Annotated in this window: 35 protein-coding genes and 3 pseudogenes; 9 read left to right on the plus strand and 29 right to left on the minus strand. The window is 70.9% G+C overall.

Features of this window, described 5'->3' with window-relative positions:
- Positions 1 to 9 precede the first annotated feature (9 nt).
- The 5 genes from ACFO3J_RS24180 to ACFO3J_RS24200 form a co-directional block, all read right to left on the minus strand.
- Positions 10 to 1644, minus strand: coding sequence for a hypothetical protein (locus ACFO3J_RS24180; RefSeq protein WP_386432854.1), 1635 nt, complete (start codon positions 1642 to 1644; stop codon positions 10 to 12).
- Complete coding sequence (locus ACFO3J_RS24185) at positions 1631 to 2095, minus strand: phage terminase small subunit (RefSeq protein WP_386432857.1); 465 nt, start codon at positions 2093 to 2095, stop codon at positions 1631 to 1633. Before ACFO3J_RS24185 ends, ACFO3J_RS24180 begins: the two co-directional genes overlap by 14 nt.
- A gap of 173 nt (positions 2096 to 2268) precedes the next feature.
- A complete protein-coding gene (locus tag ACFO3J_RS24190; RefSeq protein ID WP_386432859.1) occupies positions 2269 to 2520 on the minus strand; it encodes a hypothetical protein in 252 nt (83 codons plus the stop codon).
- Entirely contained in the window at positions 2517 to 2795 is a 279-nt protein-coding gene (locus tag ACFO3J_RS24195) for a hypothetical protein (protein WP_386432862.1), read from the minus strand. Before ACFO3J_RS24195 ends, ACFO3J_RS24190 begins: the two co-directional genes overlap by 4 nt.
- Complete coding sequence (locus ACFO3J_RS24200; protein ID WP_386432864.1) at positions 2792 to 3184, minus strand: holin; 393 nt, start codon at positions 3182 to 3184, stop codon at positions 2792 to 2794. The genes ACFO3J_RS24195 and ACFO3J_RS24200 overlap by 4 nt, the downstream gene beginning before the upstream one ends.
- A gap of 77 nt (positions 3185 to 3261) precedes the next feature.
- On the opposite strand from ACFO3J_RS24200, the gene ACFO3J_RS24205 reads away from it, so the two are divergent.
- On the plus strand, positions 3262 to 3594 hold the full coding sequence (locus tag ACFO3J_RS24205) for a DUF732 domain-containing protein (protein ID WP_386432867.1): 333 nt from the start codon (positions 3262 to 3264) through the stop codon (positions 3592 to 3594).
- A 223-nt stretch (positions 3595 to 3817) separates the two neighbouring features.
- Here ACFO3J_RS24205 and ACFO3J_RS24210 read toward each other — a convergent pair whose 3' ends face one another.
- The 22 genes from ACFO3J_RS24210 to ACFO3J_RS24315 all read right to left on the minus strand — a co-directional run bounded on the left by ACFO3J_RS24210 (position 3818) and on the right by ACFO3J_RS24315 (position 15735).
- Positions 3818 to 4009, minus strand: a complete 192-nt coding sequence (locus tag ACFO3J_RS24210) for a hypothetical protein (RefSeq protein WP_386432870.1) — start codon at positions 4007 to 4009, stop codon at positions 3818 to 3820.
- A 66-nt stretch (positions 4010 to 4075) separates the two neighbouring features.
- The gene (locus tag ACFO3J_RS24215) at positions 4076 to 4267 is read right to left on the minus strand and encodes a hypothetical protein (RefSeq protein WP_386432873.1); all 192 of its coding nucleotides are present in this window, start codon (positions 4265 to 4267) and stop codon (positions 4076 to 4078) included.
- Between the two features lie 190 nt (positions 4268 to 4457).
- On the minus strand, positions 4458 to 5123 hold the full coding sequence (locus ACFO3J_RS24220) for a hypothetical protein (protein WP_386432876.1): 666 nt from the start codon (positions 5121 to 5123) through the stop codon (positions 4458 to 4460).
- Positions 5120 to 5629 carry a hypothetical protein gene (locus ACFO3J_RS24225; RefSeq protein WP_386432879.1) on the minus strand — a complete coding sequence of 170 codons (510 nt, stop codon included), beginning with the start codon at positions 5627 to 5629 and terminating at the stop codon, positions 5120 to 5122. Before ACFO3J_RS24225 ends, ACFO3J_RS24220 begins: the two co-directional genes overlap by 4 nt.
- Before the next feature lie 9 nt (positions 5630 to 5638).
- Complete coding sequence (locus ACFO3J_RS24230) at positions 5639 to 5794, minus strand: hypothetical protein (protein WP_386432882.1); 156 nt, start codon at positions 5792 to 5794, stop codon at positions 5639 to 5641.
- Positions 5791 to 6645 carry a DUF2637 domain-containing protein gene (locus ACFO3J_RS24235; protein ID WP_386432885.1) on the minus strand — a complete coding sequence of 285 codons (855 nt, stop codon included), beginning with the start codon at positions 6643 to 6645 and terminating at the stop codon, positions 5791 to 5793. Before ACFO3J_RS24235 ends, ACFO3J_RS24230 begins: the two co-directional genes overlap by 4 nt.
- Positions 6642 to 7103: a DUF6907 domain-containing protein gene (locus ACFO3J_RS24240; protein ID WP_386432888.1), complete on the minus strand. Its 462-nt coding sequence runs from the start codon at positions 7101 to 7103 to the stop codon at positions 6642 to 6644. Before ACFO3J_RS24240 ends, ACFO3J_RS24235 begins: the two co-directional genes overlap by 4 nt.
- The gene (locus ACFO3J_RS24245) at positions 7100 to 7564 is read right to left on the minus strand and encodes a hypothetical protein (protein ID WP_386432891.1); all 465 of its coding nucleotides are present in this window, start codon (positions 7562 to 7564) and stop codon (positions 7100 to 7102) included. Before ACFO3J_RS24245 ends, ACFO3J_RS24240 begins: the two co-directional genes overlap by 4 nt.
- On the minus strand, positions 7564 to 7713 hold the full coding sequence (locus ACFO3J_RS24250; RefSeq protein ID WP_386432894.1) for a hypothetical protein: 150 nt from the start codon (positions 7711 to 7713) through the stop codon (positions 7564 to 7566). The genes ACFO3J_RS24245 and ACFO3J_RS24250 overlap by 1 nt, the downstream gene beginning before the upstream one ends.
- Positions 7714 to 7818: 105 nt before the next feature.
- Positions 7819 to 8061 carry a hypothetical protein gene (locus ACFO3J_RS24255; protein WP_386432897.1) on the minus strand — a complete coding sequence of 81 codons (243 nt, stop codon included), beginning with the start codon at positions 8059 to 8061 and terminating at the stop codon, positions 7819 to 7821.
- 13 nt (positions 8062 to 8074) lie between these two features.
- Complete coding sequence (locus ACFO3J_RS24260; protein WP_386432900.1) at positions 8075 to 8767, minus strand: hypothetical protein; 693 nt, start codon at positions 8765 to 8767, stop codon at positions 8075 to 8077.
- Entirely contained in the window at positions 8764 to 8970 is a 207-nt protein-coding gene (locus tag ACFO3J_RS24265) for a hypothetical protein (protein WP_386432903.1), read from the minus strand. Before ACFO3J_RS24265 ends, ACFO3J_RS24260 begins: the two co-directional genes overlap by 4 nt.
- Positions 8967 to 9515 carry a hypothetical protein gene (locus ACFO3J_RS24270; RefSeq protein WP_386432905.1) on the minus strand — a complete coding sequence of 183 codons (549 nt, stop codon included), beginning with the start codon at positions 9513 to 9515 and terminating at the stop codon, positions 8967 to 8969. The genes ACFO3J_RS24265 and ACFO3J_RS24270 overlap by 4 nt, the downstream gene beginning before the upstream one ends.
- A 67-nt stretch (positions 9516 to 9582) precedes the next feature.
- The gene (locus ACFO3J_RS24275) at positions 9583 to 9897 is read right to left on the minus strand and encodes a hypothetical protein (RefSeq protein ID WP_386432908.1); all 315 of its coding nucleotides are present in this window, start codon (positions 9895 to 9897) and stop codon (positions 9583 to 9585) included.
- A gap of 61 nt (positions 9898 to 9958) precedes the next feature.
- Positions 9959 to 10606 (minus strand): hypothetical protein, encoded by a 648-nt coding sequence (locus ACFO3J_RS24280; protein ID WP_386432911.1) that lies wholly within the window; start codon positions 10604 to 10606, stop codon positions 9959 to 9961.
- Positions 10603 to 10971: a hypothetical protein gene (locus ACFO3J_RS24285; RefSeq protein WP_386432914.1), complete on the minus strand. Its 369-nt coding sequence runs from the start codon at positions 10969 to 10971 to the stop codon at positions 10603 to 10605. The genes ACFO3J_RS24280 and ACFO3J_RS24285 overlap by 4 nt, the downstream gene beginning before the upstream one ends.
- 226 nt (positions 10972 to 11197) lie before the next feature.
- Positions 11198 to 13756 carry a DUF3987 domain-containing protein gene (locus tag ACFO3J_RS24290; protein ID WP_386432917.1) on the minus strand — a complete coding sequence of 853 codons (2559 nt, stop codon included), beginning with the start codon at positions 13754 to 13756 and terminating at the stop codon, positions 11198 to 11200.
- Positions 13753 to 14079, minus strand: a complete 327-nt coding sequence (locus tag ACFO3J_RS24295) for a hypothetical protein (protein WP_386432920.1) — start codon at positions 14077 to 14079, stop codon at positions 13753 to 13755. The genes ACFO3J_RS24290 and ACFO3J_RS24295 overlap by 4 nt, the downstream gene beginning before the upstream one ends.
- 96 nt (positions 14080 to 14175) lie before the next feature.
- On the minus strand, positions 14176 to 14511 hold the full coding sequence (locus tag ACFO3J_RS24300) for a hypothetical protein (RefSeq protein ID WP_386432923.1): 336 nt from the start codon (positions 14509 to 14511) through the stop codon (positions 14176 to 14178).
- The gene (locus ACFO3J_RS24305) at positions 14511 to 14699 is read right to left on the minus strand and encodes a hypothetical protein (RefSeq protein WP_386432926.1); all 189 of its coding nucleotides are present in this window, start codon (positions 14697 to 14699) and stop codon (positions 14511 to 14513) included. Before ACFO3J_RS24305 ends, ACFO3J_RS24300 begins: the two co-directional genes overlap by 1 nt.
- On the minus strand, positions 14696 to 15454 hold the full coding sequence (locus ACFO3J_RS24310; RefSeq protein WP_386432929.1) for a hypothetical protein: 759 nt from the start codon (positions 15452 to 15454) through the stop codon (positions 14696 to 14698). Before ACFO3J_RS24310 ends, ACFO3J_RS24305 begins: the two co-directional genes overlap by 4 nt.
- A gap of 17 nt (positions 15455 to 15471) precedes the next feature.
- Positions 15472 to 15735: a helix-turn-helix domain-containing protein gene (locus ACFO3J_RS24315; protein WP_386432932.1), complete on the minus strand. Its 264-nt coding sequence runs from the start codon at positions 15733 to 15735 to the stop codon at positions 15472 to 15474.
- Between the two features lie 168 nt (positions 15736 to 15903).
- On the opposite strand from ACFO3J_RS24315, the pseudogene ACFO3J_RS24320 reads away from it, so the two are divergent.
- Both ACFO3J_RS24320 and ACFO3J_RS24325 read left to right on the plus strand, forming a co-directional pair.
- Positions 15904 to 16059 (plus strand): annotated as a pseudogene (locus tag ACFO3J_RS24320) (helix-turn-helix domain-containing protein); the annotation flags it as partial.
- Positions 16060 to 16362: 303 nt separating this feature from the next.
- Complete coding sequence (locus tag ACFO3J_RS24325; protein WP_386433096.1) at positions 16363 to 16899, plus strand: helix-turn-helix domain-containing protein; 537 nt, start codon at positions 16363 to 16365, stop codon at positions 16897 to 16899.
- 6 nt (positions 16900 to 16905) lie between these two features.
- Here the strand turns inward: ACFO3J_RS24325 and ACFO3J_RS24330 are convergent, their stop codons facing one another.
- On the minus strand, positions 16906 to 18411 hold the full coding sequence (locus tag ACFO3J_RS24330) for a recombinase family protein (RefSeq protein WP_386432935.1): 1506 nt from the start codon (positions 18409 to 18411) through the stop codon (positions 16906 to 16908).
- Positions 18412 to 18440: 29 nt separating this feature from the next.
- Between ACFO3J_RS24330 and ACFO3J_RS24335 the strand changes: the two are divergent.
- The 6 genes and pseudogenes from ACFO3J_RS24335 to ACFO3J_RS24360 all read left to right on the plus strand — a co-directional run.
- Positions 18441 to 19031, plus strand: a pseudogene (locus ACFO3J_RS24335) (CpaF family protein); the annotation flags it as partial.
- 113 nt (positions 19032 to 19144) lie between these two features.
- Positions 19145 to 20014: a type II secretion system F family protein gene (locus tag ACFO3J_RS24340; RefSeq protein ID WP_386432938.1), complete on the plus strand. Its 870-nt coding sequence runs from the start codon at positions 19145 to 19147 to the stop codon at positions 20012 to 20014.
- On the plus strand, positions 20011 to 20814 hold the full coding sequence (locus ACFO3J_RS24345) for a type II secretion system F family protein (protein ID WP_386432941.1): 804 nt from the start codon (positions 20011 to 20013) through the stop codon (positions 20812 to 20814). The genes ACFO3J_RS24340 and ACFO3J_RS24345 overlap by 4 nt, the downstream gene beginning before the upstream one ends.
- A gap of 269 nt (positions 20815 to 21083) precedes the next feature.
- Complete coding sequence (locus ACFO3J_RS24350) at positions 21084 to 21275, plus strand: DUF4244 domain-containing protein (RefSeq protein WP_386433087.1); 192 nt, start codon at positions 21084 to 21086, stop codon at positions 21273 to 21275.
- Positions 21262 to 21648 (plus strand): TadE family type IV pilus minor pilin, encoded by a 387-nt coding sequence (locus ACFO3J_RS24355; RefSeq protein ID WP_386432944.1) that lies wholly within the window; start codon positions 21262 to 21264, stop codon positions 21646 to 21648. The genes ACFO3J_RS24350 and ACFO3J_RS24355 overlap by 14 nt, the downstream gene beginning before the upstream one ends.
- A gap of 65 nt (positions 21649 to 21713) precedes the next feature.
- Positions 21714 to 21932 (plus strand): annotated as a pseudogene (locus tag ACFO3J_RS24360) (Rv3654c family TadE-like protein); the annotation flags it as partial.
- 72 nt (positions 21933 to 22004) lie between these two features.
- Here ACFO3J_RS24360 and ACFO3J_RS24365 read toward each other — a convergent pair.
- The gene (locus ACFO3J_RS24365) at positions 22005 to 24572 is read right to left on the minus strand and encodes a DEAD/DEAH box helicase (RefSeq protein ID WP_386432946.1); all 2568 of its coding nucleotides are present in this window, start codon (positions 24570 to 24572) and stop codon (positions 22005 to 22007) included.
- Positions 24573 to 24580: the final 8 nt, after the last annotated feature.

Below are 24580 nucleotides of genomic sequence, written 5' to 3' on the forward strand. Positions count from 1 at the left end.
CACCCCCTCTCATCCCGTGTAGGCGTAGTAGCGCTTCGGGGGTTCGGCGGAGCCGGCGGCAATCGCGTCGCTGGCGGCCTCATGGGCGAGGATCGAGCAGACTGCGAGGTCGATCTTCTGGTGCACCGCGGCCTTCCGGAGGACGTACCGCTTCGCCGGCCTCGCCGCTTTGCGGGCGTTCCGGATGTGGATGGACGTCGTCTCGCAGCCGTCGTGGCGGAACGTGCTGTCCTTCTTGGTGACGTCCGTCAGCAGCTGTTCGGCAGCCGCGTGCATCTGCACCGCCCGGTAGGTCTGCCACTCGGTGACGCGCTTCTCCCCGTGCTTGGCCTGCCACTGGGCGACCTCGCTCGTCCAGTACGGGGGGTCCGCGTACATCCGCACCACGTCGTACCAGGCGAACAGCTCGTCCACCGCAGCGTCGACTTCCAGACGCGGGACCTGGCCTTCCCAGTCCTCCGGGTTCCAGATCGTCGGCCGCTTGTCGGGTCCGTAGGTGGGGGTGAACTGATAGCCGTCCAGGGTCTCAGCGCGGATGCCGGTCCAGTCGTCCACGTCGCTGCCGTCGAAGCCCAGGACAATGCGGGTCTTGGCGGGGACGACGACGCCCTTCGCGAAGCGGGCATCCCAGTGGTCCTGCTGCAACCAGGTGCCCATGCCAGCCACCAGGCGGTTGCCGTAGAAGCGCTCGGCCTCGGCGGGTTCGTTCTCCAGCAACTCTGCGGCCTCGCCCTCGATCGAGTCGAGGTCGATGTGGTGGCTGCCCTGGTAGACGAAGGCGTGGATCTTCCGGCGTTCCGCCTTGTTCTTGTACGACAGACCCTTCGGTGGGAGCCGGTGGTAGCGATAGACATCCCTGACCTTGGACTCGGCGGTCTTCTGGGCCACCGAGTTCTCGGTCGGATCCCATCCGTTCGTTGACTCCATCGACCGGCCGGACATGCCCGCCAGGCCGCGCCGCTGGGTCGTGGCAACCTTCGTCATCTTGTTGCCCTCGGTCCAGATGCCCGTCTCGTCCTGCGCCACGAACGTGACCGGATTGCCCAGCCGGGACTGCGCCGACGAGGTCACCACGTCGATGCGGCCGTCGTTCGGGAGCCGGATGAACTGCTCGCCGACCTTCATCAGTTCGGCCAGCGGTCCGTTACGGATCATCGCCTGCAGCGGACGGAAGATGTTGTCGGTCTGGTCCTCGCTGGTCGCCGTGATCTGCAACAGTGGCTCGCCCCACGGCCGGCCCATCGGCTCGCCCTGCTCATAGACGTAGCCCCAACCGCAGCCGCAACCGTACCGCCGGCACTCATACCGCTCCCCGCCCCGAGCCCATCCGTTGAAGAGCACCGGGCCCACGGCCTCGGCGGCAACGATCGTCGCGGTCCACGGCCCTTTGCCGGACTTCTGCGGCGCCACCACCTGCGCCCGGCGGAAATGAAACGCCGACGCGAGCTGACCGACTTCGGCCTCCGGCTTGACCCGGTAGAACTGGGCAGTGCACCGCAGCTGCCAGTCGTACATCTCGAACGGCTGCGGCTCGGTGACCAGTCCGCCGACTGACTTGATCCGGCAGTGCCGTGCGATCCAGTCTGGCACCACGTAGAGCGTCGGGAAGTCCAGCGGCCAGGTGCCGTCGTCAGCCGCTACCACCGGGCACCGCCCTCAAGCGGGCCCGCGCCGAGTTCGGCTCGACCAGCGGCGCCGCGCCGGCCTCTTCCGCCTCGTCCTCGGACCGGTCGATCTTCCACCGGTTCGCCCTCATGCCGGGCGTCGTCAGGCCCAGGCTGTCGGCCATCTGCCGCAGCAGTGTGGACAGCCCCACCGACGCGTCGTGCTTCTCCGCCTCACACAACCGCCGGACGTACAAGGCCACTTCGAGACCCTGGTCGTACCGCTCCCACATCAGGGCCTGCGGCTTGGACCACAGGCGCTCCCAGAACTCGCCTTCGCGAAGGTTCGAGTCCGTCAGGGGCCAGTCGGGCGTTGCGCCCTGGCGGCCCTCGGCGGGCAGGATGGTCCACTCGCCGGCGTCCCGCTCACGCCGCAGGGCGGTCGGGTCAGGGGCCGGTCCGGACCGGGTACGCGCTCCGCCCTTCGGCATAGCGATCACTCCAACTGCCGCGTTGCGCGGCCGAATCCGCCCTCACATTGCGTGACGGCGACCTTGATCAACAAGCCTTTGAACCCGACAGACCGGGCGGCGCCCTCCCCGGCGGTCCGCCGTCTTTTTGATCTTGGGGGTCACCCCCCAGGGGTGGTGACGATCCGTGATCGTCAGGAGCCGTCAGCCCGCCGGTCGGCGCAGGCCGCGTTCTCCACCGTGCTGGCGACCTGGATCATGCCCAGCTTCTCGATCCAGCCCAGGCCCTCACTCACGGCCAGGGACAGCCGTTCGGAGCCGTCAGTCTCGATGACCTTCAGCAGCACGACCGCGCCGGCCACCAGGTCGTCAGGGCCGACGGTGGCGACGATGCCGAGGCTGTCGAGCACCTGGCCGATCGGCGCAGCGGAGTCGTCTTCGGTCACGCTGACGTCTCCTCGGGCGGTGTCCAGCCGAGGGTCACGAGGGCGTCGTGGGTGGCCGGGGCGATCAGCACCTTGGCCTCGATGTCCTTCAGCTCGCTGATGTCGATCAGCTGGACGTCCAAGGTCAACTCGGGAACGCTCCCGATGCCGATCCGGAGGCTGAGGCCGGTGAGGCCACGGCTGAGGTCGACACCGTCAACGATCACCCGGTGGTGAAATGGCCCGGTGCCCTGGACGCTGACCTTGTGGGTGCGGGGTGCTGTGGGTTCGCTCACTGGTGCCAGCCTCCTGGCTGCTCGCTCGCGGTGTGGCTGCTGTGGCACGGGCCGCACAGTCCGCGGCCGTGCTTAGGATCGTCGGGGTCATCGCCAGCGGCGACCAACTCGCGTCTGCTCAGGGGCCAGTGGTCGGCGTGGAGACTCTCGCGGTTGCAGCGCCCGCTGCCCGTGCGCAGGCAGCTCGCGCACCCGGGGCAGGTGCAGACGGGGTCGCGCCGCAGGACGCCCGGCCGGAACCGCTGCTCGTGCTGCTGGCCGTAGCCGCGCTGGCGGGCGGTGCCGCGGCGCTGCTCTGCCTCACGGCGGTGCTCGTCGCACCTGCCGGTCTGGGTGAACTCGGGGCACCCGGGTACGGAGCACACCCGCCAACCTGTTCGTCTTGCCACGGTGGTCACCTCGTCAGCCCTACGGTGATGGGTCTAAGTGAGGGGTGGACATGCGCATAGGTCTTGCCGTGGCAGCGGTGTTACTGCTGACCGGCTGTGGTTCGACAGTGAGGACACCGGAGTCGGTACCGTCGCCAGCCGACACGCGGGGCGCGTTGCTGATGCAGGGGCTGGCTGATCCGCTGAACGGTGGCGGCGGTTCCGGGTGGGCGGCAGTTACCGAGGCGGGCGCCGTTGCTCAGGCGAAGGCGGTGTGCGCCGATCTGGCAGCGCACAGGTCGCTGGCTGACGTATGGCGTGCGGAGATGGATCGAGCAACGGTCGGTATGTCGGATGCGGACTACTTCACGAAGGCGTCCGCCGTGCTGTACTGCCCGCGGTTCCAGTCGACTGTCGGCTATCTCCACTGAGGCTGATCGGCGCCCCGTTGCCTAGGACGGGGCGCCGCCACGGTCCTCTCGGATACCGCATCCCGCCGCGCGCCCGGGTGCACCACATGGCAGGAGAGCCGGACGCCGGTGCGGGACAACTGTGGCCGACGACGAAGGCCCCGTGCTCACTGAGCCGGGGCCTGCTGTCCTTTGTCCGGACATACGTCTGCGGAGAGATCGTCGCACCCGCTGTGACCTGCCGTCAAGCAGGCTGGCGGGCGTCCCGCAGGGCGAGGACCGCTTCGCTGTCGTACCAGGGCTGCCGGGGTGATCCGCCGGCGCGCTTCAGCTTGCTGCGGTGGACGAGGTCGCGGACGCCGGACAGGGTGATGTCGAGGGTCCGGGCGGTCTGGTGGGCGGTCATGTAGCCGGGCGGCAGGATGAGCGGTTCCATTGGCTCAGTGTGGCAGCGCTGCGCCCCGCCGGCCGGTGGGCTGACGGGGCGCTGGTGGCAGTTCGGTCAGTGCGAGTTGCTCGGCGACACGAGGAACGCCCACGCCTCCGCAAGGTTCTTCAGCGCTTCGGCCCGGCTCGCCTGGTTGGTGAAGTCCTCCGTGCTCTTTGCGGTGGCGGCGATCTGCCTGAAGACCTCGTCGCGGGCTTCGTTCTCGGGGTCGGGCTGCTGGTCGGTCATGGTGGTCCTAACTCGCATTGCTGGTGGGTATGGCTGTTCTCGCCACGCTACTGCCGGCGCTGACAACTCAGCGTTGGGACCTACGCGCTGAAGGCGAGTGATGCGGCCCGGGGCCGGCGTGGGGCGGTCTACTGCTGATGCTTGCAGCCGGTGACCCACCATCCGCACTTGGCACAGTAGGTGTTGGCGAGGCGGGCCAGGCGGCGGATCACCGGGTTGCCTTCAGCATCATGTCGGGCACGATCGTGACCGCCTCCGACTGCTGCCCGGTCGGGGTGTTGGTGTTGTTGTTGTCGCCGTGGCCTGCGGCAACATCGTCAACAGCCCCTTCCGAGAGGAGTTGGGGGAGTGGGGGCAGGTCCGCCCAGTGGATGCCGGTGGTGACCGGCGGGTTGGCGCCGGCGACGCGCACTCCCTTCCGCAGGGGGATGCCGGCGGCTTCACAGAGCGCGGTCGTTGCGGGGCCGTGCCAGTCGGTACCGGGGAACTCCTCGGCGAGCTGCGCGCGGATCGCGGACAGGTGGACATTGCCGCCCTGGGCGACGTCGTGCACCAGCTCCAGGAAGGTGTCCACGTCGATCCCTTCCTCTTCCAGCGGCTCTTCCTCGTCGTCCGCACCGGGGCGCCCAGCGCCCCAGACGGAGACGGCGAGCAGCGCGCCCTCGACCGCCCAGCCCCAAGGGCCGACCGCGTAAGCGATGCCGCCGACGAACCAGGTCGTGACCGCTCCCCCGGCGGCACGCCCCAGGACGGCGCCGGCGCGCTTGCGGCCTTCGTACTCCCCCGCTGCCAGCCATGCGGTGCACGAGCGGCCGAGCTTGGAGCAGCCGGCACCGATCCGGGTTTCCCAGGCGGTGAGTTCGTCGTCGCTCACGAGAACCTCCGGGTGAAGCCGAGGCCCAGGAGGTTGGCACCGGAGCCGAGGGGGACGGCGGCGATCCCGGCGAGGGTGCCGGACAGGGCGAGGCAGATGCCGCTGGAGATCCCGGCTGCGATCTTCCCGTTGGGGACCTTCTTGGCCCAGACCCACAGGCCGACCAGGACGACGGTGAGCAGGAGAACCACGACGTGGCCGCCTTCGCTCAGTGCGATGGCGTGGTGGCGGGTGACGGATGGAGAGGTGCCGCCGACGCCGTAGACGAGCCCGGCGTATCCGGCCAGGTTGCCGGCCCAGAGGACCACCCAGCCGCCGACGCCGAGCAGGCTGAGGGCGCTGCCAGCGGACAGGATGATCAGCATCCCGTAGGCGAGGGACAGCAGGAACGGGACGAGGGCGGCGGGCCGGTGCTTCTCGCGGAACCACCAGCGCAGCAGGAACAGGATCAAGATGGCGGCGCCGACGGTGACACCGCCGAGGGATACGGCGTAGGGCAGGGGCACGGGAAGTCCTTAGAGCGCGAAGAGGAAGGCGACGTAGGCCGCGGCGACGATCAGCAGCGCGGCGGTGCCCAGAGCGGGCGGAAGGGCGCGGCGGTCGACTCGGGCGAGGCCGAGGAACGCGCCGAGCATCAGCAGCAGGAAGACGGCGAGCGCTGCGGCGTTCACCCGGCGGCCAGGGCGGCGGTGCGGACGCGGCGGCCGTAGCTGTCGCTGGTTCCGAGGCGCCGGCCGATCTCGGTTCCGGTCAGTTCCGGCTCGGCGGCCAGCCACTCGCGGGCGGCCCTGATGCGCTCGGCTGGAACTCCGCCGGAACTGGTCTGCGGTTTCGCCTCGGGTTCCGGAGCCACGGGCTCGGGTTCCGTCCGTGCTGCGGATGGTTCCACCGGTTCCGCGTAGGGGTTCGTACCGGCGAACGAACCCCTATCGCCCTGCTCACGGCCGGTTCCGGCGAGCAGTTCCGCCACCGGGACGAGCGGGCCGAGGGTGAGCGCTGGTGCAAATCTGGCACCAGCGTCCTCGGTCTCCGTGACCCGCTCGATCACCACCGGTTCCGGTGCCGGTCCCGCCGGAACCTCGATCAGTTCCGAAGTGTCTGGAACTCCAGACACGGCCGGTTCCGGCTCGACGGCGAGGTGGTCGTGGACCTGCCGCATGAGGGCGCCGAAGGCCAGCAGTGCGGCCACGGGTGGCACGGCGGCCACGACGTAGGTGAGCTTCGGCGCACCCGAGCCGACCCCGGCGACGTTGAGGGCGATCGAGCCGCCGGAGCCGGTCACCATCAGGGCGACCGCCCACCAGTCCATGCCGCTGCGGAGCAGGGACGCGCGGAGCATGAGCAGCTCGCCGATGACGATGAACAGGTCGAGGCACGCGGGCCAGGCCCAGGCGCGGGCACCGCTCAGGCCGTTGCCGGCGGACACGTCGTGCAGGTGCTCGTAGGACAGCCAGAACGCGAAGCCGGTGAGCAGCACCGTGGCGGTGGCCGCACCGGCCGCGGCCCACTGCTGGGGCTTCACCGGCCACCGCGGCGGCGCTCGTCGGCGAGCTGGCGGGCGACCAGGCGGACCTGCCCGGCGGCTTCCAGCAGCCCGGTGACCAGACGCTGAAGGCCGTCGACGTCGTAGTCGGCGCTGCCGTCGTCGAGCATGTACGCGTTGATGTAGACGTCGGTGCCCTGCTCCCACGTCGGCTCGGGGAAGGGGTCCTGCCACAGGGTGAGTTCCATCAGCCGCTGCGGCCCGTCCCCGGTGTCCACGGTGATGTCGATGCCGGGGCCCTGGTGGACGATCTCGCTACGGCGCGGGCGGTAGTCCACGGCGGGGGTGCGGCGCAGGCGGGCCCGCAGGCGCCGCCATCCGCGCAGGGGTTCGGGCTGGAACGTCTCATGCATGACTCCGGTGCACCACTCGGGCTCCGGCAGGACGACGATGCCGTGGTCCCGGGTGTCGATCTCGATGAGGCGGGGCTCGGTCATGCCTGCTCACCCCCGGCGGGCTGCTTGTCCTGCCGCACCTGGTAGTCGACAGGGAAAGCGGCGATGCCGTCCCGGATCGTCTGGGTGAGGTAGCAGAGGAGGTCGCCGTCGGCGGGGCGGCCCGCGAGGTCGATGGCCACGTTGGCGGCGATGCGGACCGTGGCGGCCCGGTCGGCGACCAGCTCGTCGCGGCGCTGCCGGCGTTCCAGGGTCTCCATGAGGTCGGCGGCCCGGGCGGCATGGGGGACGGTGAGGGCATCGCGCACTGCGGTGAGGAACGCCAGGACGTCGCTGGACAACGTGGCCTCGGCCCCGGCAGGGCTGACCTTCGCGGCGGCGGTCTCGGCTTCGTGCTCGGCGAGCAGGTCGGCGGCGAGCTGCTCGGAACGGCGGCCGTACCCGGCCAGCGCGTAGAGCTCGGTCAGCCGCTGGCGCGGGGTCAGGGGTGCAGGGTCGGTCATCAGGCACCGGCCGGGCGGATGCTGCCGGTGACGCCGGCCTGGGTGATGGTGCCCCGGGTGGTGCGACCGCCAGCGCGGCGGATGATGCCGGCCGCGACGAGGCGACGGCCGGGCGGACGACTTGTGTCGTACGGCATAAGATTCGGCATGGCCGAGTCCTCCTGGTTAGGTCAGGAAGTGCTTGGTCAGAGGGTCGGGCGGCGCGCGCGCCCTGGGGATTCCAGTCCCCGGGAGCTGCTGTCCGGCCCTCGCTGCTATGCGGTTGTGGTGGGGTCCGCCTTGGTGGGCCCCTTCTTCTTGTTGCGTTTGATCGCGTTGTCCACGGCGGTCCAGCTCTTGCCGACGTCCTTCGCGACGGCGTAGACGCTGCCGAGTTCCGCGACGCCCTCGATGAGGGCGGCGGCGCGGCGTGCGGCGGACTGTGACGTGAGGGTTTGGAGCTGTTCCAGCAGCGCGTCTTCCTCGCGTACACGGTCCCGCCAGGGCTTCGTGTCCATCGGAACGAGAGTATCACACAGAGGGTGTGATAGCAGGGCTTCGCGCTGCATCGTCTTCCACCTCCGACCGCCTGACCGCCCGCTGTTCCTGCCGGAGCGCCGCCCAGGTGCCCGTCGGATAGGTGGCTCGGCACCAAGCGCAGCGTAGGACCGTCTCCCCCGCGGAGAGGCTCAGCATCGCGCCGCAGAGCACGCCACCGGGCGTCGCAGGGCACTTGCCCATCCGCACCGCGGGCCGCTCCGGCGGGCTGATCATCGTCAGCACATCGCGCTCCAGGTCCCGGATCCCCCGGGCGAACTCCCCGGCCGCCGGCCAGGACGCCGCGATGAACTCCAGATTGGCCACCAGCTTCCCCACGGCGAAGCTGATCCGCGACTCGATGCTGCCCAGGGCCACCGGCCGGCCAGCGGTCGGCAGGCCGCGCCGGTCCTCCAGGTCTTCCGCCAGTGCGGCGTACCAGTCCTCCAGCACACCGACGATCCCGCCGGGACCGCGCATCGTCAGCACCGACTCGGCTATGGGCATCGGGGCCTCAGCCGAGTGCGTGCCGCCGTGGCCCTGCGCGCGGCTGGCCGGCGGGAGCAGCATCGCCAGCGCCCGGTACAGGCTCGGCATGTCGTGCAGCCGCTCCAGCGTCGCCCGTGCGCACCCGGAGCACAGCAGGTACCCCTCGATCTCCGCAGAGCACAGCTCGCACTGGTTCACTGGCGGCCCCCCTTGTCGAGCATCTGCTGGATCCCGTCGGCGAGGTCGGGGAAGCCCGTCGCGCGGGCGGTGTCGCGGATCTTCTCCATACCCACCCGGTCGATGAGGGCGGTGGGCAGGCCGAACGCGTCGGTGACGATGGGGGTCTCGATGCCGAGCCGGGCGCAGATGCCGCGGATCAGCGGCAGGAAGTCGTCGGTCATGCCTCCGCCTTCTCGGTGTCCGCCGGGTTGTCCACAGATCCGGGATGGCTGACCTGCGGGTTGTGGATTGTCGTACCGGTTTCTGTCCGGTCCGGTGTGGGTGCGACCGGGCCGCCCCAGGCCACCCCGCCGTCGATCCGCCGTCCGTCGGCCACGATCGGTCCGGCGTGAGGCGCCCCCGCACCGTGCCCTGCCTGCTCGGTGCACACGGTCTCGGGCCAGCGAATGTGCTGCGCACCGCACAGCTTCAGTGCCGGAGCCCAGCGGCCCGCGCCGACGTAGTGGAGCCCGCAGCACGGGCACGGGTCCGTCACGTCGCAGCGGGGGCAGTCCTCATGACCGGGGCAGCCTCCCGGCGCCGTGCCGGTGGCGGCCACGCCGAAGACGTCCGCGGTCTCGTTGAGGATCCGCAGCAGCTGGCGGCCGGCGGCGAAGCGCGGGGCGCGCAGGTCGTCGTCGAGGATGTCGAGGATGTCGTGGGCGGTCAGCTCGACATGGATGCACTGCTCGCCGGGGATGAGGTTGCGGTAGATGCGCGAGGGCACCTGGGTCTCCGTTCGTGGGTGTAGCTACGCGGGCCCGGCCGCCGCGGTGACGGCCGGGCCGGCGCCGTCAGTTCGCTGGGGCGTTCTCGTGCAGCTCGACCGGCGCCGGGTAGGCGACGATGGCGCGCTGCCAGGCGTCGAGTACGGGCTGTTCGTCGCACATGTCGGCGACCGTGGCGTGGGCGTGCTTGGCGGCGGCGAGCGTGGGGCGGGGCTCGGCGTTGGCGTGCTCGGGGGAGCAGAAGCCGGCGAGGCAGGCGTTGGCGTCCTCGCGGCCGAGCCACATCTCCGGGGCCGTGGCGGACAGGGCGATGTGGGTGACGGGCTGGTTGCAGAAGTCGCCGGGGCTGAGTTCGAGATCGCAGGCGTCGGGCAGCGGCATGTCGGGCTCCGTTCGATGTGATGCTGGTGGCTGCCGGCCCCGGTTCGGACGGGGCCGGCGATCAGACTGCGATGAACAGCTGGGGCAGGGCGCGGAGTTGCCTCCACGCCTCGGTGTAGGCAAAGGCCGGAAGCTTGTCGGCGATGGTCTCCGCCGTCGCCTCGGGGCCCGCAACATGGCGGATCCGTCCCCACAATTCATCCGTGGGGAGTTTCTCCCTGCGGTAGTAGGCATCGATGAACTCGCTGCGGACGGGGCCGTGGAAGTGCACGCCGCGGTGGGTGAAGCGAGCGAAGCCCGTTGTGCCTGGGCGGTTGTTGCCCACTACCTGGATGCACTGGGGTCCGGCCTTGGTACGGATGTCGCCGGGCCCGAGACCGTCTGCAATGAGTGCTTCGACGTGAAGACCTGCGTACAGGTGCCGGAAGGCTGCGTGGCTGGGGGCTGGGATGTGTGCCCGCCGGAGTTCGCTGCCTTTCTGCCAGACGACGTGCAGGTGCTCGGGCGCATCGGCGCAGCGGTCGGGGTGGTAGTTCACGGTGCCCCATAGGTCCCCGTCGACTGTGGCGTTGAGCGGGTGCAGCACGTTTTCTTCGCGGAGCTGGCGGAAGACGGCGAGGGTGACTTGCTTGCCGCTGATGGTGAGGGTCTTCACCTCGACGCTCGCGGTGGTGATGGTGGCGTTCTGGGTGGTGAGCTGCTTGGTCATCGGCGCTCCTTCGGGTGCACGAGGCGGTGCGGGTGGTAGGTGCCTTCGGTGTCGTCGGCGAAGGCGTTGGTGAGGTTGTGGGTGAGCTGGCAGACGAAGTCCTCCAGGTCGTCCCAGAGGTCTATCCAGCCGTCCGCCGCCGGGTAGTGCTGCTCGATCCACAGCTCCAGGCCACGGCCGCAGCGGCCCTTGTGGGCGACGTAGACGGGCGTCTGCTGGTGTGGGCCCCGGTCGCCGTCGCGGCCGATTGTGGTGGCCCAGGTGACGATCCCTTCGGCGACGACCTGGTTGCGGCAGGTGTCGCAGATGAAGGCGGGGCAGTTCATGGCCTCGGGCGGCCCAGAGCGGGCTACGTACTCGATCACGAAGGGTTCCTCTCGGAGCAGCGGGGCGGGTTGTTTCCCTTTTTTCCATGCCGTGCGGGGCAGAGGAGTGCGTTCGCTCCAGCCTCCGTCCACGGACCGTGCATGATCACTCCTTCATTTAATTACAGAGAGTAATAATTAGTCTAGAAATGGCTTTTTATGAGACCTGTAAGTAATCAACGGCGGTTCTGGGCGCCCTCCGAGACATGGAATTAATGGAAAGAAGTCAACTGCTCTTCGCCCTGAACGCCTCGGGGTGTGCGACGAAACGGGCCTTCGGCGGCCTTCCTCGGGCACCTTCCGGCCTCGGCGGCGGGTCGATCCTGCGGACCCACCCCGCGTGCTCCAACACACCGAGCGCCGCGTCCACGTCGTCCATCGCCGTACACCACTTCTGGCCCCGCACAGCCTTCTCGACATCCTTCGCCGCGAACCGGCCGCGCTGGTCGGCTCGGCGTACCCAGTCCAGGACAGCGCGAGCAGGGCCGAGCTTGGACTGTCGTTCCTCCGACATCAGGTCAGCGACCAGGCGTGCGTGCTGAATGAGGTACGGGACGAGGGAGATCGCGTCGTCCATCACCCCGCCGCTCACGATCAGCGTCGTCGGCTCCTCGAACAGCGCCAGGACTGCGGCAATCCGCAGCACCTGCCCCGGCAGCTTCTTCGCCCAGCCCTCGACTGCGGCAAGGTCGCCATGTGCCTTGTGCCGTGGCTCCAGGGCCTCCCAGAAGGCGCGGAATAGGGCCTGCGCCGCCGGGTCCAGGCTCATCACTCGGTACTCGGGGTCATCGTGGATGGCCTGCATCATGCGGATGATGGCGTGGTTGTAGGCGGCGCTCACCTCTAGCGGGATGGGCTCGCTGTCGTAGGACCGGTCGCCGACGCGGCTGGTCGGCATGGCGAAGATGAACCGGGCCATGAGTCCGCGGGCCTCGAAGACGTCGCCGGTCTCTCCCATACCAGTCAGGAAGCCGGGCTGGACGGCCAGGCCGAGGCTAAGGTTCGGGCGTTCGAGAAGTATGGGCGGGCCGCTCTTACGGTTGACCGAGTGCGTCTCGTGGCTCCATGCCTTCAGGACGATCTCGGGGTTGGCTTGCTTGGAGTAGCGGCCTCCGACGTTTCCGAGGAAGGACCCCTCGGTGGACAGCACCGCGAGGCGTTCGCCCTGTTGCGCGATGAGCTCGACGGCCGCCTCGGCTGTAGTGTCGTCGGCCACTAGCTGTGTGTGCACCAGAGGGTCGCCGAGCTCCTCCAGTTCCGAGTAGACGGCGTCCAGGTCCTGCTTGGCCTTGGCGCGGGCGGATGAATCCCTCGCCTTGATCACGCGGTTCTCGGCTTCCGTGACGGCGGACTCCACCATCTTCCGGTTTCGCCGGTCCTTGACCACGGCGACCTTGTCGGCCTCTCGGCGCCGCTTCTCCTCTGCGTAGATCGGCTTGCCCATGAGGCTCAGGGCTGGCGACTTCATCTCTCCCGGGGCGGCGACAGGCATCGTGTACAGGGTGACCGGCTCAGTCCAGTCAGGCTTCGGGCTGACCGCTCGCCGGCCGCCGATCGCTGTGGACGCAGTCGACATCCCGAGCCAGGCCGGGAGATCGACGGGGACCTGGAGACTGGTCGATACCGCCTGCGCCATGACCCCGATGCCGCGCAGCCGCGCAGAATCGAGCGGCAGCGGTGCCGGTGGCGCAAGGGGGACGGGTTCGTCCCATCCCAGCCTGTCCTCGGCGTGGATGCCGGACGACCAGTCTGGATGCTGCTCGCTTGTCGCGTCGGCGGGCTGGCCGATATCGCTCCAGTCGACGGGCGGAGCGTCGTCCGGGACGATGGGCGCCCGCAGCTCGGCCGCCTCGTCGCGTCGGCTCACCGGGGGCCAGGGGTGCCGCGGCTGCATGATGCCCTTGCGCAGCCCGGACTCGATCGTCGGGCGGGCACGCCCTTCCGGGTGGTTCCCGGCGATCGCCGCGGAGAGCAGCGTCTCGCGGGCCTCGCTCTCGCTGAGCGCGCCGGCACCTACAAGGGTGCCGAGGTTGAACGCGGCCCGGTTGATCGTGTCGTTCTGCATGCCGTCGAGCGCGCCGACGATCGCGTCGCACTCGGCCTGGACAGCCTTGCGGGTGTACGCGTCCTGGTTACCGGCCGCGGGAGTGAAGGAACCGGCCGGACGCGGTGCGGCGGCCGGGGGCGGCCGGAGCATGTCAACCAGCCAGGGTGGCGCCGGTGCGGGGGGCGTGTCGTCCCGCACGGTGTATGGGCCCTTGGCGGACACCGAAGGGGGCGCCACGACCTGGCCGCCGTCTGCCCGGACATCGAGGCCCGCGCCGAGCTTCCCGGCGGAGTTGCGGGGGTTGAAGCCGGGCCAGGCGAAGTAGAAGTGGATGCCGCCGGAGCCGGTCTCCACCCGCCACGTCGCGGGCATGGGACCATGCTCGTTCTCCAGCTCGGTCAGGCTGTCCAGGCCGCCGCTGTCCGGGTCGACGTCGAGGACGAAGATCCCGGAGGCTTCTCCGGTGGCGATGCCGACGTTCGCCTCGGGGCGCTTCTGCCACCAGCTGGCCACCTGCGCCCAGTCGGTGGTGGCGTCCTTCTGCCAACTGGCGTGCACGGGGTGCTTGCCGCCCTGGCGGTAGTCGTGATCGGCGATCTCCTTCGGGTTGCCGCAGGTGCAGCGCTCGTTGGCGATGTGGTGCAGGGGCAGAACCCGCCAGCCGCGGACGGCGTACTTCTGCGCCTCGGCGATCTTCCGGACTCGTACCGGCGGTGCGCCGGGTGAGGTGTCCGTCACCGCTGCACCTCGGGGAAGTAGTACGTCCCGCCGGGCCGGCCGACGCAGCGGGAGCGGCGCGGGCACAGCCGGGGCCGGTCGGCGTGTCCGGCTGGGTGGACGTGGCGGTGCTCGCAGAACGGGCAGTCGATGACGAGCAGCACGAGCGGGCGCTGCTGCCGGTCGAGCCGGTCCGGACTGGTGGTGGCGACGAGGCGCGCGGTGGCGGCCAGGATGCCCAGCGGGGTGCGCTCGGGCTCGGGCCCGGCGGTCGGTGTGGGGCTCTCGGCGCGCTCTTCGCCGATGGTGAAGAGGGAGAGCTTCCCCGCGGTGGTGCTTTTCACGAACGGTGGCTCTTTTCTGTCCGCGCCGGTGATGGTTCGTGGTGCGCGCGGGGCCCGGCGCCGGGTGGCGTACCGGGCCCCGCGCGTTCGCGGGCCCTATCCGGGGCGGCGCCGCTGGAGGCGGTCGAGGGCGGCGGCGAGTTCGGTGCGCATCTCGGCGACGCCTTGCCAGTCGGTGCCGGTGATCTCGACCTCGGCGGCGTCGCGGACTGCGCCGGCCACCTTGTCGGCGTCCCAGGAGAGGCAGCGCTGAGCGTCGCCGATGTCGATGCGGACGATGGAGCCGACCGGGCAGTACGGCAGGCCGCCGTATTCCATGGTGGGCTGCGGGGTGGTGACGCTGCCGTGGTCATTGGGCAGCCGCATGGTGACCACGCCACGCAGGAGCGGGCCGCCGGGCCGGATCGATGCGGCGCCGTCGGCGGTGGCCATCAGGCGGCAGCCTTCCGCGTGACGCCGCCCCAGATGGCGAGGCGGATGGCGAGGCGCTGCTCGTCCGTGAGCGGCGGGGCCTGGTCAACGATGGCCTCGACACGTTCCCAGTACGCGGCGCCGCCGGGCCGGGCCGGGCGGCAGGTGGACGGACCGCGACGCGCCTGGGTCGCAGTGGCGGCCGTCACGCGCTCACCCGCGCCTTCGCGGCGAGGACAGCGATCATCGCGTCCAGGCGGGGGAGGAACGTCACCAGCTGCTCGCGCAGGTCCCGCCCGCCGTCCACGTCGAGTTCCGCGTCCATGGTCGCCCCAGGGACGACGACCAGGCTGGTCGCGTTGTCCGCCGTACCCGTCTCGTGCTCGGTCGGGGTGTGCAGGTACGCGGAGAACACCGGACCGTTCGCGCCGGCCGTGCGCACTTCGGCCGCGTCGATCCAGGTGGTCGGCGGGACGTACGCGGGCTTCCCATCGAGCATGGCGGCCATGGCCAGCAGGCGGGGGACTGCAGCGAGGATCTTGGCGGCCTCGCGCCGCAGGCCGTCAGCGGTCAGGTCGCAGTCGCCGAGAGCCACGGTGGCGCCCGCGCCTCGCACGCCGGTCTCTCGGTCGTCCTCGGCGATCAGCTTGACGTCGATGTACGGATTGGCGGCGTGGTCGTGCCCGCTGCTCTCGTAGCCGCACTCCTGGGCGACCTGGACGTGGGCGGACTCGTGCCATTCGTGGTCGCCGGTCTGGACGCACCAGGCGAGGACGCCGCACCTCATCGCGGCGTGACCGACGAGGGGCTGGTTCTTCTCGGCCGCGATCAGGTCGAGCACCCGGGCCGCAGTGGCCGCCGGGTCGGCGGACTCCATCACGATGCGGGTGATCTCGGCGGCGTCGGCGACCTGCTGCGGTGTAGGGCTGAGCGGCGCTGGCTGCGCCGTGGGAAGATTGGACATGAGCGTGTTCCGTCCCGTTACTTAGCGGTAGGTGCGGTGGTGCGCTCGACAGATGCCGGGGCTGCAACCCCGGCATCGCCGTCTGCGTCGGCTGCCACGTCTGTGATCTGGCAGCCGAGCGCGTCAGTGATCTTCTTGAGCGTTTCCGGCCTCGGGTTGCGCTGGCCGTTCTCGATCCGACTCAAGGCCGGGCCGCTGATTCCGGCGATCTCCGCGAAGCGGTTCATGCCGTGGCCGAGTGCTACCCGACGACGCCGGATCAGAGGTCCGTTCGTCTTCATGACCAGAGGCTATGGCATCATCTGGCAATGGCCAAGCAATACTCATCGGTAACTACCAAAGGTAGCCAGATTTGAGTCAGATGCGACCAGCCGAAGCCAGGTCATTGCCTGCCAGGCACCCCGTCCCTATGGTTGGGGGAACGTTGCCAATCATTGACAGGAGTTGCCATGGCGTCGGCAGGCACGGAGTTCTCGCCCGAGGACTGGGTGAACCTAGGCCGCCGGATCAGGGCTGCCCGGGAGGCTCGGGGATGGAGTCGGCGAAAAATGGCTGAGGTTTCCGGGGTCTCCGAGAAGAGCATCCAGATCACAGAGGAAGGTCGAGTGCCGTCCCGCTGGCCCGGGTCCCTTGCGCCCATCGAGAGGTCGCTGGGGTGGGCGGAAGGCAACGCTAGGCAAATCTTGGATTCCTCACTACGCCGCCGGACTAATATTGAGGCAGGTGGCGGAATTGCTGGCCTTGACGACCAGGTATATCTCTTCGAGGAAGATGATAAGAGAATTCCAGGAACACTTCCCCCTGTCAGGCGGGGGAGTTCGGAGAATGATCGGGGGTCAACTTTCGAATTTAAGCCAATCCCAGGGCTTTTGAGTCCGGAGGATTTTGATCCAGCCCACTCGGGGCGTATGGCCGAGAATTTGTTCGTGCAACAAATGCATAGATATCGCAAACTGAAGGGTGTATCTGCTGGAGAGCTGGCCAAGCGCGTTGTCGAACAGGGTGGAAGCCTTGTGGAAGACGACATCATTCGCCTGGAGAACGGCACGCGGGCCCTGCGGATGGCTGACGGCAAGCTTATCGCCCGAGCGCTCGACGTCACCGTTGAGTGGTTGTTGTCCTCCGCCTTCCGGCCAGACAGCGATCCTGCGCTACTGGCGCCCCCGAATGAATCTGAACTAGAAGCGGAAGCTAAGGCTATCGAGCGACGGATCCTTGAGGTCGGCAGCAGTCTAAATAGTGCAAATCAAATGCTAAAAGCTGCCCGCCGTCAGGTCGAGGATGCGCATCGGTCTGAGCAAATGGCCAAAGCAATGTTTCATCAATTTGATACCGAGAAGATTGAGCTGGAACGCGAGTATCATTATCTGCTTGGGCGTATTGACACAATGCGGGCGGCTCGGGGTGAGCGGATTGAAACTTTGGAATTCAGGGATAAAAAATAAAGATGCTTACCGCTTCCACTCGAAGTCGATGCTCTCCAGATCCTGGTACGACCCGTCGGGCATGCGGCCCTTGCGGCCGGGCCTGACCCGCACGGTGACCAGGGAGCGCAGCACGTTGCGGCGCTGCTCCAGCTCCATGCCCTCCCAGGCTGCCCACGGGTCGGCCGCGCCCACCAGGTCCACCAGCGGGTCCCTGGACGCGGCGGCGGCCAGCTTCGCGAGGGTCGTCCGCAACTGGGCGTTGATCACGTCGGAGCCCGTGGCGAGCTGCGACGCGTCGACCCGGCCGGCGCCGAACTCCGCGGCGAGATCAGTGAGCCGCTGCCGCAGCAGCACATGCTGCCGCTGCAACTCCGCGACCGCGGTCTCGTCGGCCAGGGGCAGCAGCAGCCCCGCCGCATCCGGCCGGGACAGCCGCTCCAGGACCACGTCACGGACGAAGGCGTCCAGGACGTCAGCCCTTCGGGTGACCTGCCCGAGCTGGCACCGGTACGCCGGCCGGTGGTCCCTGTTGCCGGTGCCGGAGACCTTCATCGGCCCGGGGCAGAGGCAGCCCTCCTTGCCGCACTGGTAGAGCAGGCTGCCCAGCCAGCGCGGCTGGTTGCCTGGGGTCGTCCGCCTCGCTGGGTCGTTGAGGACCACCACCGCCGCCCGGAACGTCGGGACGGGCACGATCCTGTCCCACTTGCCCTCGCCGATCTCCTGGCCCTTGTAGACGGCGATGCCCGCGTTCCGGGGCCGCAGGAGGATGTCCCGCCACTCGATCGCGCCGATCGGGTTGCCCATCGTGGAGAGCACGCCCTTGTCGGCGAGCAGCTGCACCCAGCCGCGCAGTGACTTGCCCGCGACGATGTCCTCGCTGGACTGGAGCACCAGGGCGGCCTCGTCGGGGACGGCCTTGTCGTAGTCGAGGATCGGCACCTCGTACTCTTCGCCGCTCTCGGCGTCGGTGAGCTTCCGGGTCTCCCCGGTGGGCAGGCCCCAGCCGAACGGGCGGATGCCGCCGGCCCACTCGCCGGCCTGGGCCTTCTGGAGCCGGGCGCGGGCGACGCGCTCGCCCTTGTGCTCCGACTCCTGGCGGGCGACCGCGCCGAGGATGCGAGCGGTCATCCGGCCGGACGGCGTGGACAGGTCGATGATCCCGGCCTGGCAGGTATGGGTCGCCACGCCCCGCTTCTCGGACAGGGCGATGTACTCCTCCAGCTCGGTCGGCGAGCGGTGGAGCCGGTCGGTGTGCCAGGAGATGACGATGGTGGCGGTGCCCGCGTCGAGGTCGGCGAGCATCTGCCGGTACCGCGGGCGCTTCTTCCCGCTGAAGGCGGAGATGTCGTTGTCGACGTACACCTCGACGACTTCCCAGCCGTTCCGGACGGCGAGGGCCTCGCAGTCCTCGCGCTGCCGCTCGACGCCGAGGCCTGCGCCGGTCCGGTCCTGCGAGATCCGGACGTAGATGACCGCGCGGGTCGGGACGCCTGCGGCAACACCAATCGCGGACCGGAGAGTTGGGCTCATGCCCCCAGCATGACACTCAGATGTGCCCCGGTCTCGGTTTCGGGAAGACGACGCTGCTGAGCTGCCTGCTCGGACTGGTCGATCCGGCGGCGCGCATCGTGCTCGCCGAGGACTCGGCCGAACTGCGCCCCGACCACCCGCATGTGGTGCGGCTGGAGACCAGGCCCGCCAACCAGGAGGGCGCCGGCGAGGTCACCTTGCGGGATCTGGTGCGGCAGGCACTGCGGATGCGTCCGGACCGACTGGTCGTCGGCGAGGTGCGCGGCAGCGAGGTCCTGGATCTGCTGGGAGCCTTGAACACCGGGCACGAGGGCGGCTGCGGGACCGTGCACGCCAACGCGGCGGCGGATGTGCCGGCCCGGCTGGAAGCGCTCGGTGCGACCGCGGGCCTGGACCAGGCCGCCCTGCACAGCCAGTTGGCGGCCGCTCTGTCGGTTGTCGTCCATCTGGTGAGGGACGGATCGGGGCGTCGCCGCCTGGCCGAGGTCCACGTCCTGCGGCGCGGATCCGACGGGCTGGTCACCACCGTTCCCGCCCTCGTCCGCGACGGACAGGGCCGGATCGACCGCGGCCCCGGCTGGCAGCGGCTGACCGACCTGTGTGCGGCAGGTGCGCGATGAACCCCGGACCCACCCCGATGACTCTCGGCTGGGCCGCTGCTCTGTGCGTCGCGGCGCTCCTCCTTCGGGCACCGCGCCCGCGAGCGTCGGTTCGCCGCCGGGCTCTGCGGCTGGTGGGTGAGGCGGAGCACCGGGTCAGCCGACCGGTGGGCGAGCGGCTGCGGGAGCCGGCCGAGCGGCTGCGCCGATCAGCGACCGAGCGCCCCGGCGCGCTGTGTGTGGCGGCAGGGCTGGTGCTGGGGTTGGTGACCCGGTCTCCGCTGCCGTTGGCTGCCGGTGCGATCGGCGCGCCCTTGGCAGCGCGGGCGTTGAGAAGGCGTTCCGACCGGGCCGCGGCGGAGCGCGGGGCCGTCGCGGTGGGCGCCCTGTGCTCAAGAGTGGCCGGGGATCTGCGGGCCGGGCGACCGCCGCATGCGGCGCTGGCCGATGCCGTGGAGTCGGCGGGCTGGGCCCGGACGCCGGAACTCGCCGGGTCAGCCGCGCTGTTGCTGTCGGCCGCGCGCTTCGGCGGGGACGTCCCGCGGGCCCTGCGCGCGGCCTCTCGGCTCCAGGAAGGTACCCGCGGTCTCGCTGCGGTCGGCGCCTGCTGGCAAGTGGCGGTGGACGGCGGCGCGGGGCTGGCCGCCGCGTTGGACCGGGTGGCCGCCGCGCTGCGCGCCGAGGCGGACCAACGGGAGGACCTGCGCGCCCAACTGGCGGGCCCGCGTTCGACCGCGGTACTGCTCGCCCTGCTGCCGCTGTTCGGACTCGTCCTGGGGACGGGGCTCGGCGCGCACCCCTCGGCGATGCTGCTGCACACCCCGGCCGGGACGGCCTGCCTGCTGGCGGGTGCGGCCCTGGAATGGGCGGGGCTCGCTTGGACGGCGCGGATCATCCGAGCAGCCGAGGACGGCCCGGGCGGGGGAACGCCGAAGGAACGCGAGGACCGGGGAGAGGCGGTCGGCGGCTCGGTGGTGGTACTGACCGGGAGGGGGCCGTCATGAACGGCGGAGCGGGCTGGGCTGTCCACAGCCTGGGGACAGCCGGAGCTGTTTCGGCGGCCGTGGCCGCGGGGCTGCTCGCCTTGGGCGAAGTGCAGCGGCGGGTCCGCGGTGCCCGGCGGCTGCGGAAGGCCCTGGGAGCCGGGCGCCGGGCGCGGGTGACGACGGACCGGTTCCGACGGCTGCGAAGGCGGCTGGGGGAGTGGGGCCCGGTGGTGGCGACCGGGGTCGGGCTCGCCGTGCTGATCGGCGGGCCGCTGGGCGCCCTGGCAGGAGCCGGGGCGGGGCTCGGGGCCAGAAGGTGGCTCAGGCGGCGACAGGCGGCGGCTGAGCGGCTCGGGGGAGACCGGGAGGGTGAGGATGCCGAACTCCCCCTGTGCGCCGACCTGATGGCTGCCTGCCTGGCGGCCGGGGCCACGCCGGGGGAGGCGGCGGGAGCCGTGGGCCGCTGTCTGGGCGGGCCGTTGGGGGAGGCGCTGATACAGGCACGGGCCGAGTTGCGGCTCGGGGCGGAACCGTCGGAGTGCTGGGACCGGTTCGGTCGGCTGCCGGCGGCCGGGGAGATGGGCCGCTGCCTGGCGAGGGCGGCCACCACCGGCAGCGCTCCGGTCGCGGAGATGGCCCGGCTGGCTGCCGACTGCCGGGCTCTGCGGGCCCGTTCGGCCCTGGCCAGGGCCAGGCGTGCGGCGGTACTTGCCACCGCGCCGCTGGGCGTCTGCTTCCTCCCCGCCTTCCTGCTGGTCGGCGTGGCCCCGGTGGTGATGGGCCTGGCCGGGACAGTCCTGGGAGCACCGATGAGCTGACCGGCCGACCGCATCTCGCATCGCGCACCTCTGCAGCAATCCACCCAGCAGGCCACCCCGAGTTCCGGCCTGCCCATTTCTCGACCAGAACCTTCGATCCGGCAGCCGAGCCGGAGAACCGACACAACGGGAGGACCCCGATGACGAACACGATGAACACGACCAGGACGACCAGCACCGACAAGACAATCAGGACGACGAGCACCGCGAACACGGTGAACACGACGCGCCCGGCTGGCGCGTCGAAGCGGGCGACGGGAGGCGGGGCGCTGACCCCCCGCTTGGCGCGGCGGGTGCGGCGGTGCCGGGCGGCGGAGGCCGGGATGAGTACGGCGGAGTACGCGGTCGGCACCATCGCGGCGTGCGGTTTCGCGGCGGTGCTCTACAAGATCGTGACGAGTGGGCTGGTACGGACCGCGCTCACCGGGGTGATCGAGAAGGCCCTCCATGTGCCGTTCTGAGCGGGCCGGGCCGCCCGGCCGCGGCGAGGACGGGTATGTCACGGCGGAGGCGGCGGTGGTGATTCCGACGCTGGTGGCGTTGGCGGCGTTCCTGGTGTGGGGCCTGATGGCGGGGGCCGCGCAGCTGCGGTGCGTGGACGCGGCCCGGGCGGGGGCGCGGGCGGCGGCCCGGTCCGAGACCGCGGCGGATGTGCTGCGGGTGGCTCGGGCCGCCGCCCCCGCCGGCGCCGAGGTGAGCGTCGGCCGGGACGGGGATCTGGTGCGGGTCAAGGTGGCGGTGCCGATGCCGCGCTTCCCGGTCGCGCTGGCCGCCGAGGCGGCCGCGCTGGACGAGAGCGCCGTCGAGCGCGCGGGCGGAGGTGGCGGGCCGTGAGGAACCGTGCCGTGCGGCGGACGGACCGGGGCTCGGCGACCGTGTGGTCGCTCGGGCTGGTGGGGGTGCTCCTCGCGCTCTTCGGCACCCTGCTCCAGTTGGACCGGGTGGTGATCGCCCGGCACCGCGCGGGCGGGGCGGCCGACCTGGCGGCCCTGGCCGCCGCCGATCATGCCCTGGACGGCGAGGAGACGGCCTGCGGGCTCGCCGCCCGGGTGGCCACGGCCCAGGGAGCATCGCTGAGCGGTTGCCGGCTGACCGGGGAAGTGGCGGATGTCGTGGCCGAGGTCGGAGGAGCGCGGGTCGCTTCGCGGGCGGGACCGTCGCTCGCCGCCGGGAGGGCCGCAGACGACCTCCTACGCGCCGGCGGGGTCCACCAGGCGTCCGGGGTCCGGGTCGTCCTGCGGGGCCGCCCAGGGCCCTGTTCCCGGGTCGGCGGTGCCCTCGGCCGCGACGCCCCCGTGGGTCCTGGCACCCCGGGACGCCTCATCGGCACCGCTGACCTCGCCGATGTTGTCGGTGTCGTCGGTGTCATCGACTTCGCCAATGCCGCCGACCTCACCGGGTTTGTCGTCCGGGGCGGCCGAGAGGAGGCAGTCCAGCAGGCGGACGGCGGCGGCCTTGTCGAGGGGGTCGTTGCCGTTGCCGCATTTGGGGGACTGGACACAGGAGGGGCAGCCGAAGTCGCACTCGCAGGCGGCGATGGCCTCGCGGGTGGCGGCCAGCCAGCTGCGGGCCGTGCGGTAGGCGCGTTCGGCGAAGCCCGCACCGCCCGGGTGGCCGTCGTAGACGAAGACGGTGGGCAGACCGGTGTCGCCGTGCAGCGGTATCGAGACGCCGCCGATGTCCCAGCGGTCGCAGGTGGCGAAAAGGGGCAGCAGGCCGATGGAGGCGTGTTCTGCCGCGTGCAGGGCGCCGGGCAGCTCCTCGGGGTGGATGCCGGCCGCGTCCAACTGGCTGTCGGTCACGGTCCACCACACGGCCCGGGTGCGCAGGGTGCGCGGCGGCAGGTCGAGCTTGGTCTCGCCCAGCACCTCGCCGGTCAGCAGCCGGCGGCGCAGGAAGGACACCACCTGGTGGGTGACCTCGACCGAGCCGAAGTGGATGCGGGCCTCGCCCCAGGGCTCCTCCAGCTCGTCGGACAGGACGCTGATCTCCGTGGTGTCGCGGGCCATCGTGGAATAGGGCGGTTCGGCCCGCTCGACGAGGGCCACGTGGTCGTCCAGGTCCAGCCGCCGTACGACATAGGTGCGGCCCTGGTGGAGGTGGACGGCGCCGTCGTGGACGGTGGTGTGGGCCGCGCCGGCGTCCACCGTGCCGAGCAGCCGCCCGGTGGCGGACTCCACGACCTGGATGGGCGTACCGCCCTCGCCGCGGATGTCGGTGAGATCGGCGGCCCGCTCCCGCCGGGTCCAGTACCAGCCGCCGGCCCGGCGGCGCAGGAGCCCGCGGGTGACGAGCTGCGTCACCAGGGAGGGGGCCTCAGGGCCGAAGAGGGCGAGGTCGGTGTCGGTGAGCGGCAGCTCGGCGGCGGCGGCGCACAGGTGCGGGGCGAGCACGTAGGGGTTGTCCGGGTCGAGGACGGTGGACTCGACCGGCTGCTCGAAGATCGCCTCGGGGTGGTGGACGAGGTAGGTGTCCAGCGGGTCGTCGCGGCCGACCATGACGGCGAGGGCGCCCTGGCCGGAGCGTCCCGCGCGGCCCGCCTGCTGCCACAGCGAGGCGCGGGTGCCGGGGTAGCCGACCAGCAGCACCGCGTCGAGGCCGGAGATGTCGACGCCGAGTTCCAGGGCGGAGGTGGAGGCCAGGCCGAGCAGGCGGCCGGAGTGCAGATCGCGTTCGAGGCGCCGGCGTTCCTCGGCGAGATAGCCGCCCCGGTAGGCGGCGACCCGGCCGGGGAGCGAGGGGTCGATCGCGGCGAGGCGTTCCTGGGCGATCAGGGCGATGAGTTCCGCGCCGCGCCGGGAGCGGACGAAGGCGACGGTGCGCACGCCCTGGAGGACGAGGTCGGTGAGGAGTTCCGCGGCCTCCGCGGTGGCGGTGCGGCGGACCGGGGCGCCGTGCTCGCCGGACAGCTCGGTCAGCGGCGGCTCCCACAGGGCGAAGGCCAGTTCGCCGCGCGGCGAGGTGTCCTCGGTGACCTCGGCGACCGGCACCCCGGTCAGTCGCCCGGCCGCCCGGCCCGGGTCGGCGGAGGTCGCGGAGGCCAGCAGGAAGACCGGGTCGGCGCCGTAGCGGGCGCACACCCGCCGCAGCCGGCGCAGCACCTGGGCGACGTGGGAGCCGAAGACCCCGCGGTAGGTGTGGCACTCGTCGATCACCACATAGCGCAGTCCGCGCAGGAAGGAGGCCCAGCGGGCGTGGCCGGGAAGGATGCCCCGGTGCAGCATGTCGGGGTTGGTGAGCACATAGGTGGCGTACTGGCGGACCCACTCCCGCTCCTCGAAGGGCGTGTCGCCGTCGTAGACGGCCGGGCGGACCGCGGTGCCCAGCGGGGCGGCCAGCGCGCTCACCGCGCGCCGCTGGTCGGCGGCCAGCGCCTTGGTGGGCGACAGGTAGAGCGCGGTCGCGCCCCGGGGACCGGCGTCCGCGCCGTCCAGCAGGGCGCTGAGCACCGGCGCGAGGTAGGCCAGCGACTTCCCGGAGGCGGTGCCGGTGGAGACGACCACCGATTCACCGCGGGCCGCGTGGGCCGCGGCGAGGGCCTGGTGTTCCCAGGGGTGGTCGATCCCGGCCGCCCGTATCGCCTCGATGACCTCGGGCCGGATGGCCGCCGGCCAGGATGCATGGCGACCGACCCGCGCGGGCACGTGCTCCGTATGGGTGATGCGTACGGCGCGGTCCGCCCCCTCGGCGAGCCGCTCCAAAGCGGTCCGGGGGGACGGGCGACCGTGCGCCGACTGCGGAAGATGTTCCTGGGCCATCGGCACTC

This window comes from Streptomyces polygonati (assembly GCF_042650325.1).
GTDB classification, from domain to species: domain Bacteria; phylum Actinomycetota; class Actinomycetes; order Streptomycetales; family Streptomycetaceae; genus Actinacidiphila; species Actinacidiphila polygonati.

Excerpts from the sequence above, each read along its gene's own strand:
- ACFO3J_RS24365 (WP_386432946.1), bottom strand. The coding sequence starts at position 24,572 with ATGGCCCAGGAACATCTTCCGCAGTCGGCGCACGGTCGCCCGTCCCCC.
- ACFO3J_RS24315 (WP_386432932.1), bottom strand. The coding sequence starts at position 15,735 with ATGAAGACGAACGGACCTCTGATCCGGCGTCGTCGGGTAGCACTCGGC.
- ACFO3J_RS24245 (WP_386432891.1), bottom strand. The coding sequence starts at position 7,564 with ATGACCGACCCTGCACCCCTGACCCCGCGCCAGCGGCTGACCGAGCTC.
- ACFO3J_RS24240 (WP_386432888.1), bottom strand. The coding sequence starts at position 7,103 with ATGACCGAGCCCCGCCTCATCGAGATCGACACCCGGGACCACGGCATC.
- ACFO3J_RS24275 (WP_386432908.1), bottom strand. The coding sequence starts at position 9,897 with ATGCCGCTGCCCGACGCCTGCGATCTCGAACTCAGCCCCGGCGACTTC.
- ACFO3J_RS24210 (WP_386432870.1), bottom strand. The coding sequence starts at position 4,009 with ATGGAACCGCTCATCCTGCCGCCCGGCTACATGACCGCCCACCAGACC.
- ACFO3J_RS24280 (WP_386432911.1), bottom strand. The coding sequence starts at position 10,606 with ATGACCAAGCAGCTCACCACCCAGAACGCCACCATCACCACCGCGAGC.
- ACFO3J_RS24265 (WP_386432903.1), bottom strand. The coding sequence starts at position 8,970 with ATGACCGACGACTTCCTGCCGCTGATCCGCGGCATCTGCGCCCGGCTC.
- ACFO3J_RS24355 (WP_386432944.1), top strand. The coding sequence starts at position 21,262 with ATGTGCCGTTCTGAGCGGGCCGGGCCGCCCGGCCGCGGCGAGGACGGG.
- ACFO3J_RS24185 (WP_386432857.1), bottom strand. The coding sequence starts at position 2,095 with ATGCCGAAGGGCGGAGCGCGTACCCGGTCCGGACCGGCCCCTGACCCG.
- ACFO3J_RS24255 (WP_386432897.1), bottom strand. The coding sequence starts at position 8,061 with ATGGACACGAAGCCCTGGCGGGACCGTGTACGCGAGGAAGACGCGCTG.
- ACFO3J_RS24325 (WP_386433096.1), top strand. The coding sequence starts at position 16,363 with ATGGCCGAGAATTTGTTCGTGCAACAAATGCATAGATATCGCAAACTG.
- ACFO3J_RS24310 (WP_386432929.1), bottom strand. The coding sequence starts at position 15,454 with ATGTCCAATCTTCCCACGGCGCAGCCAGCGCCGCTCAGCCCTACACCG.
- ACFO3J_RS24250 (WP_386432894.1), bottom strand. The coding sequence starts at position 7,713 with ATGCCGAATCTTATGCCGTACGACACAAGTCGTCCGCCCGGCCGTCGC.
- ACFO3J_RS24345 (WP_386432941.1), top strand. The coding sequence starts at position 20,011 with ATGAACGGCGGAGCGGGCTGGGCTGTCCACAGCCTGGGGACAGCCGGA.
- ACFO3J_RS24300 (WP_386432923.1), bottom strand. The coding sequence starts at position 14,511 with ATGGCCACCGCCGACGGCGCCGCATCGATCCGGCCCGGCGGCCCGCTC.
- ACFO3J_RS24330 (WP_386432935.1), bottom strand. The coding sequence starts at position 18,411 with ATGAGCCCAACTCTCCGGTCCGCGATTGGTGTTGCCGCAGGCGTCCCG.
- ACFO3J_RS24215 (WP_386432873.1), bottom strand. The coding sequence starts at position 4,267 with ATGCGAGTTAGGACCACCATGACCGACCAGCAGCCCGACCCCGAGAAC.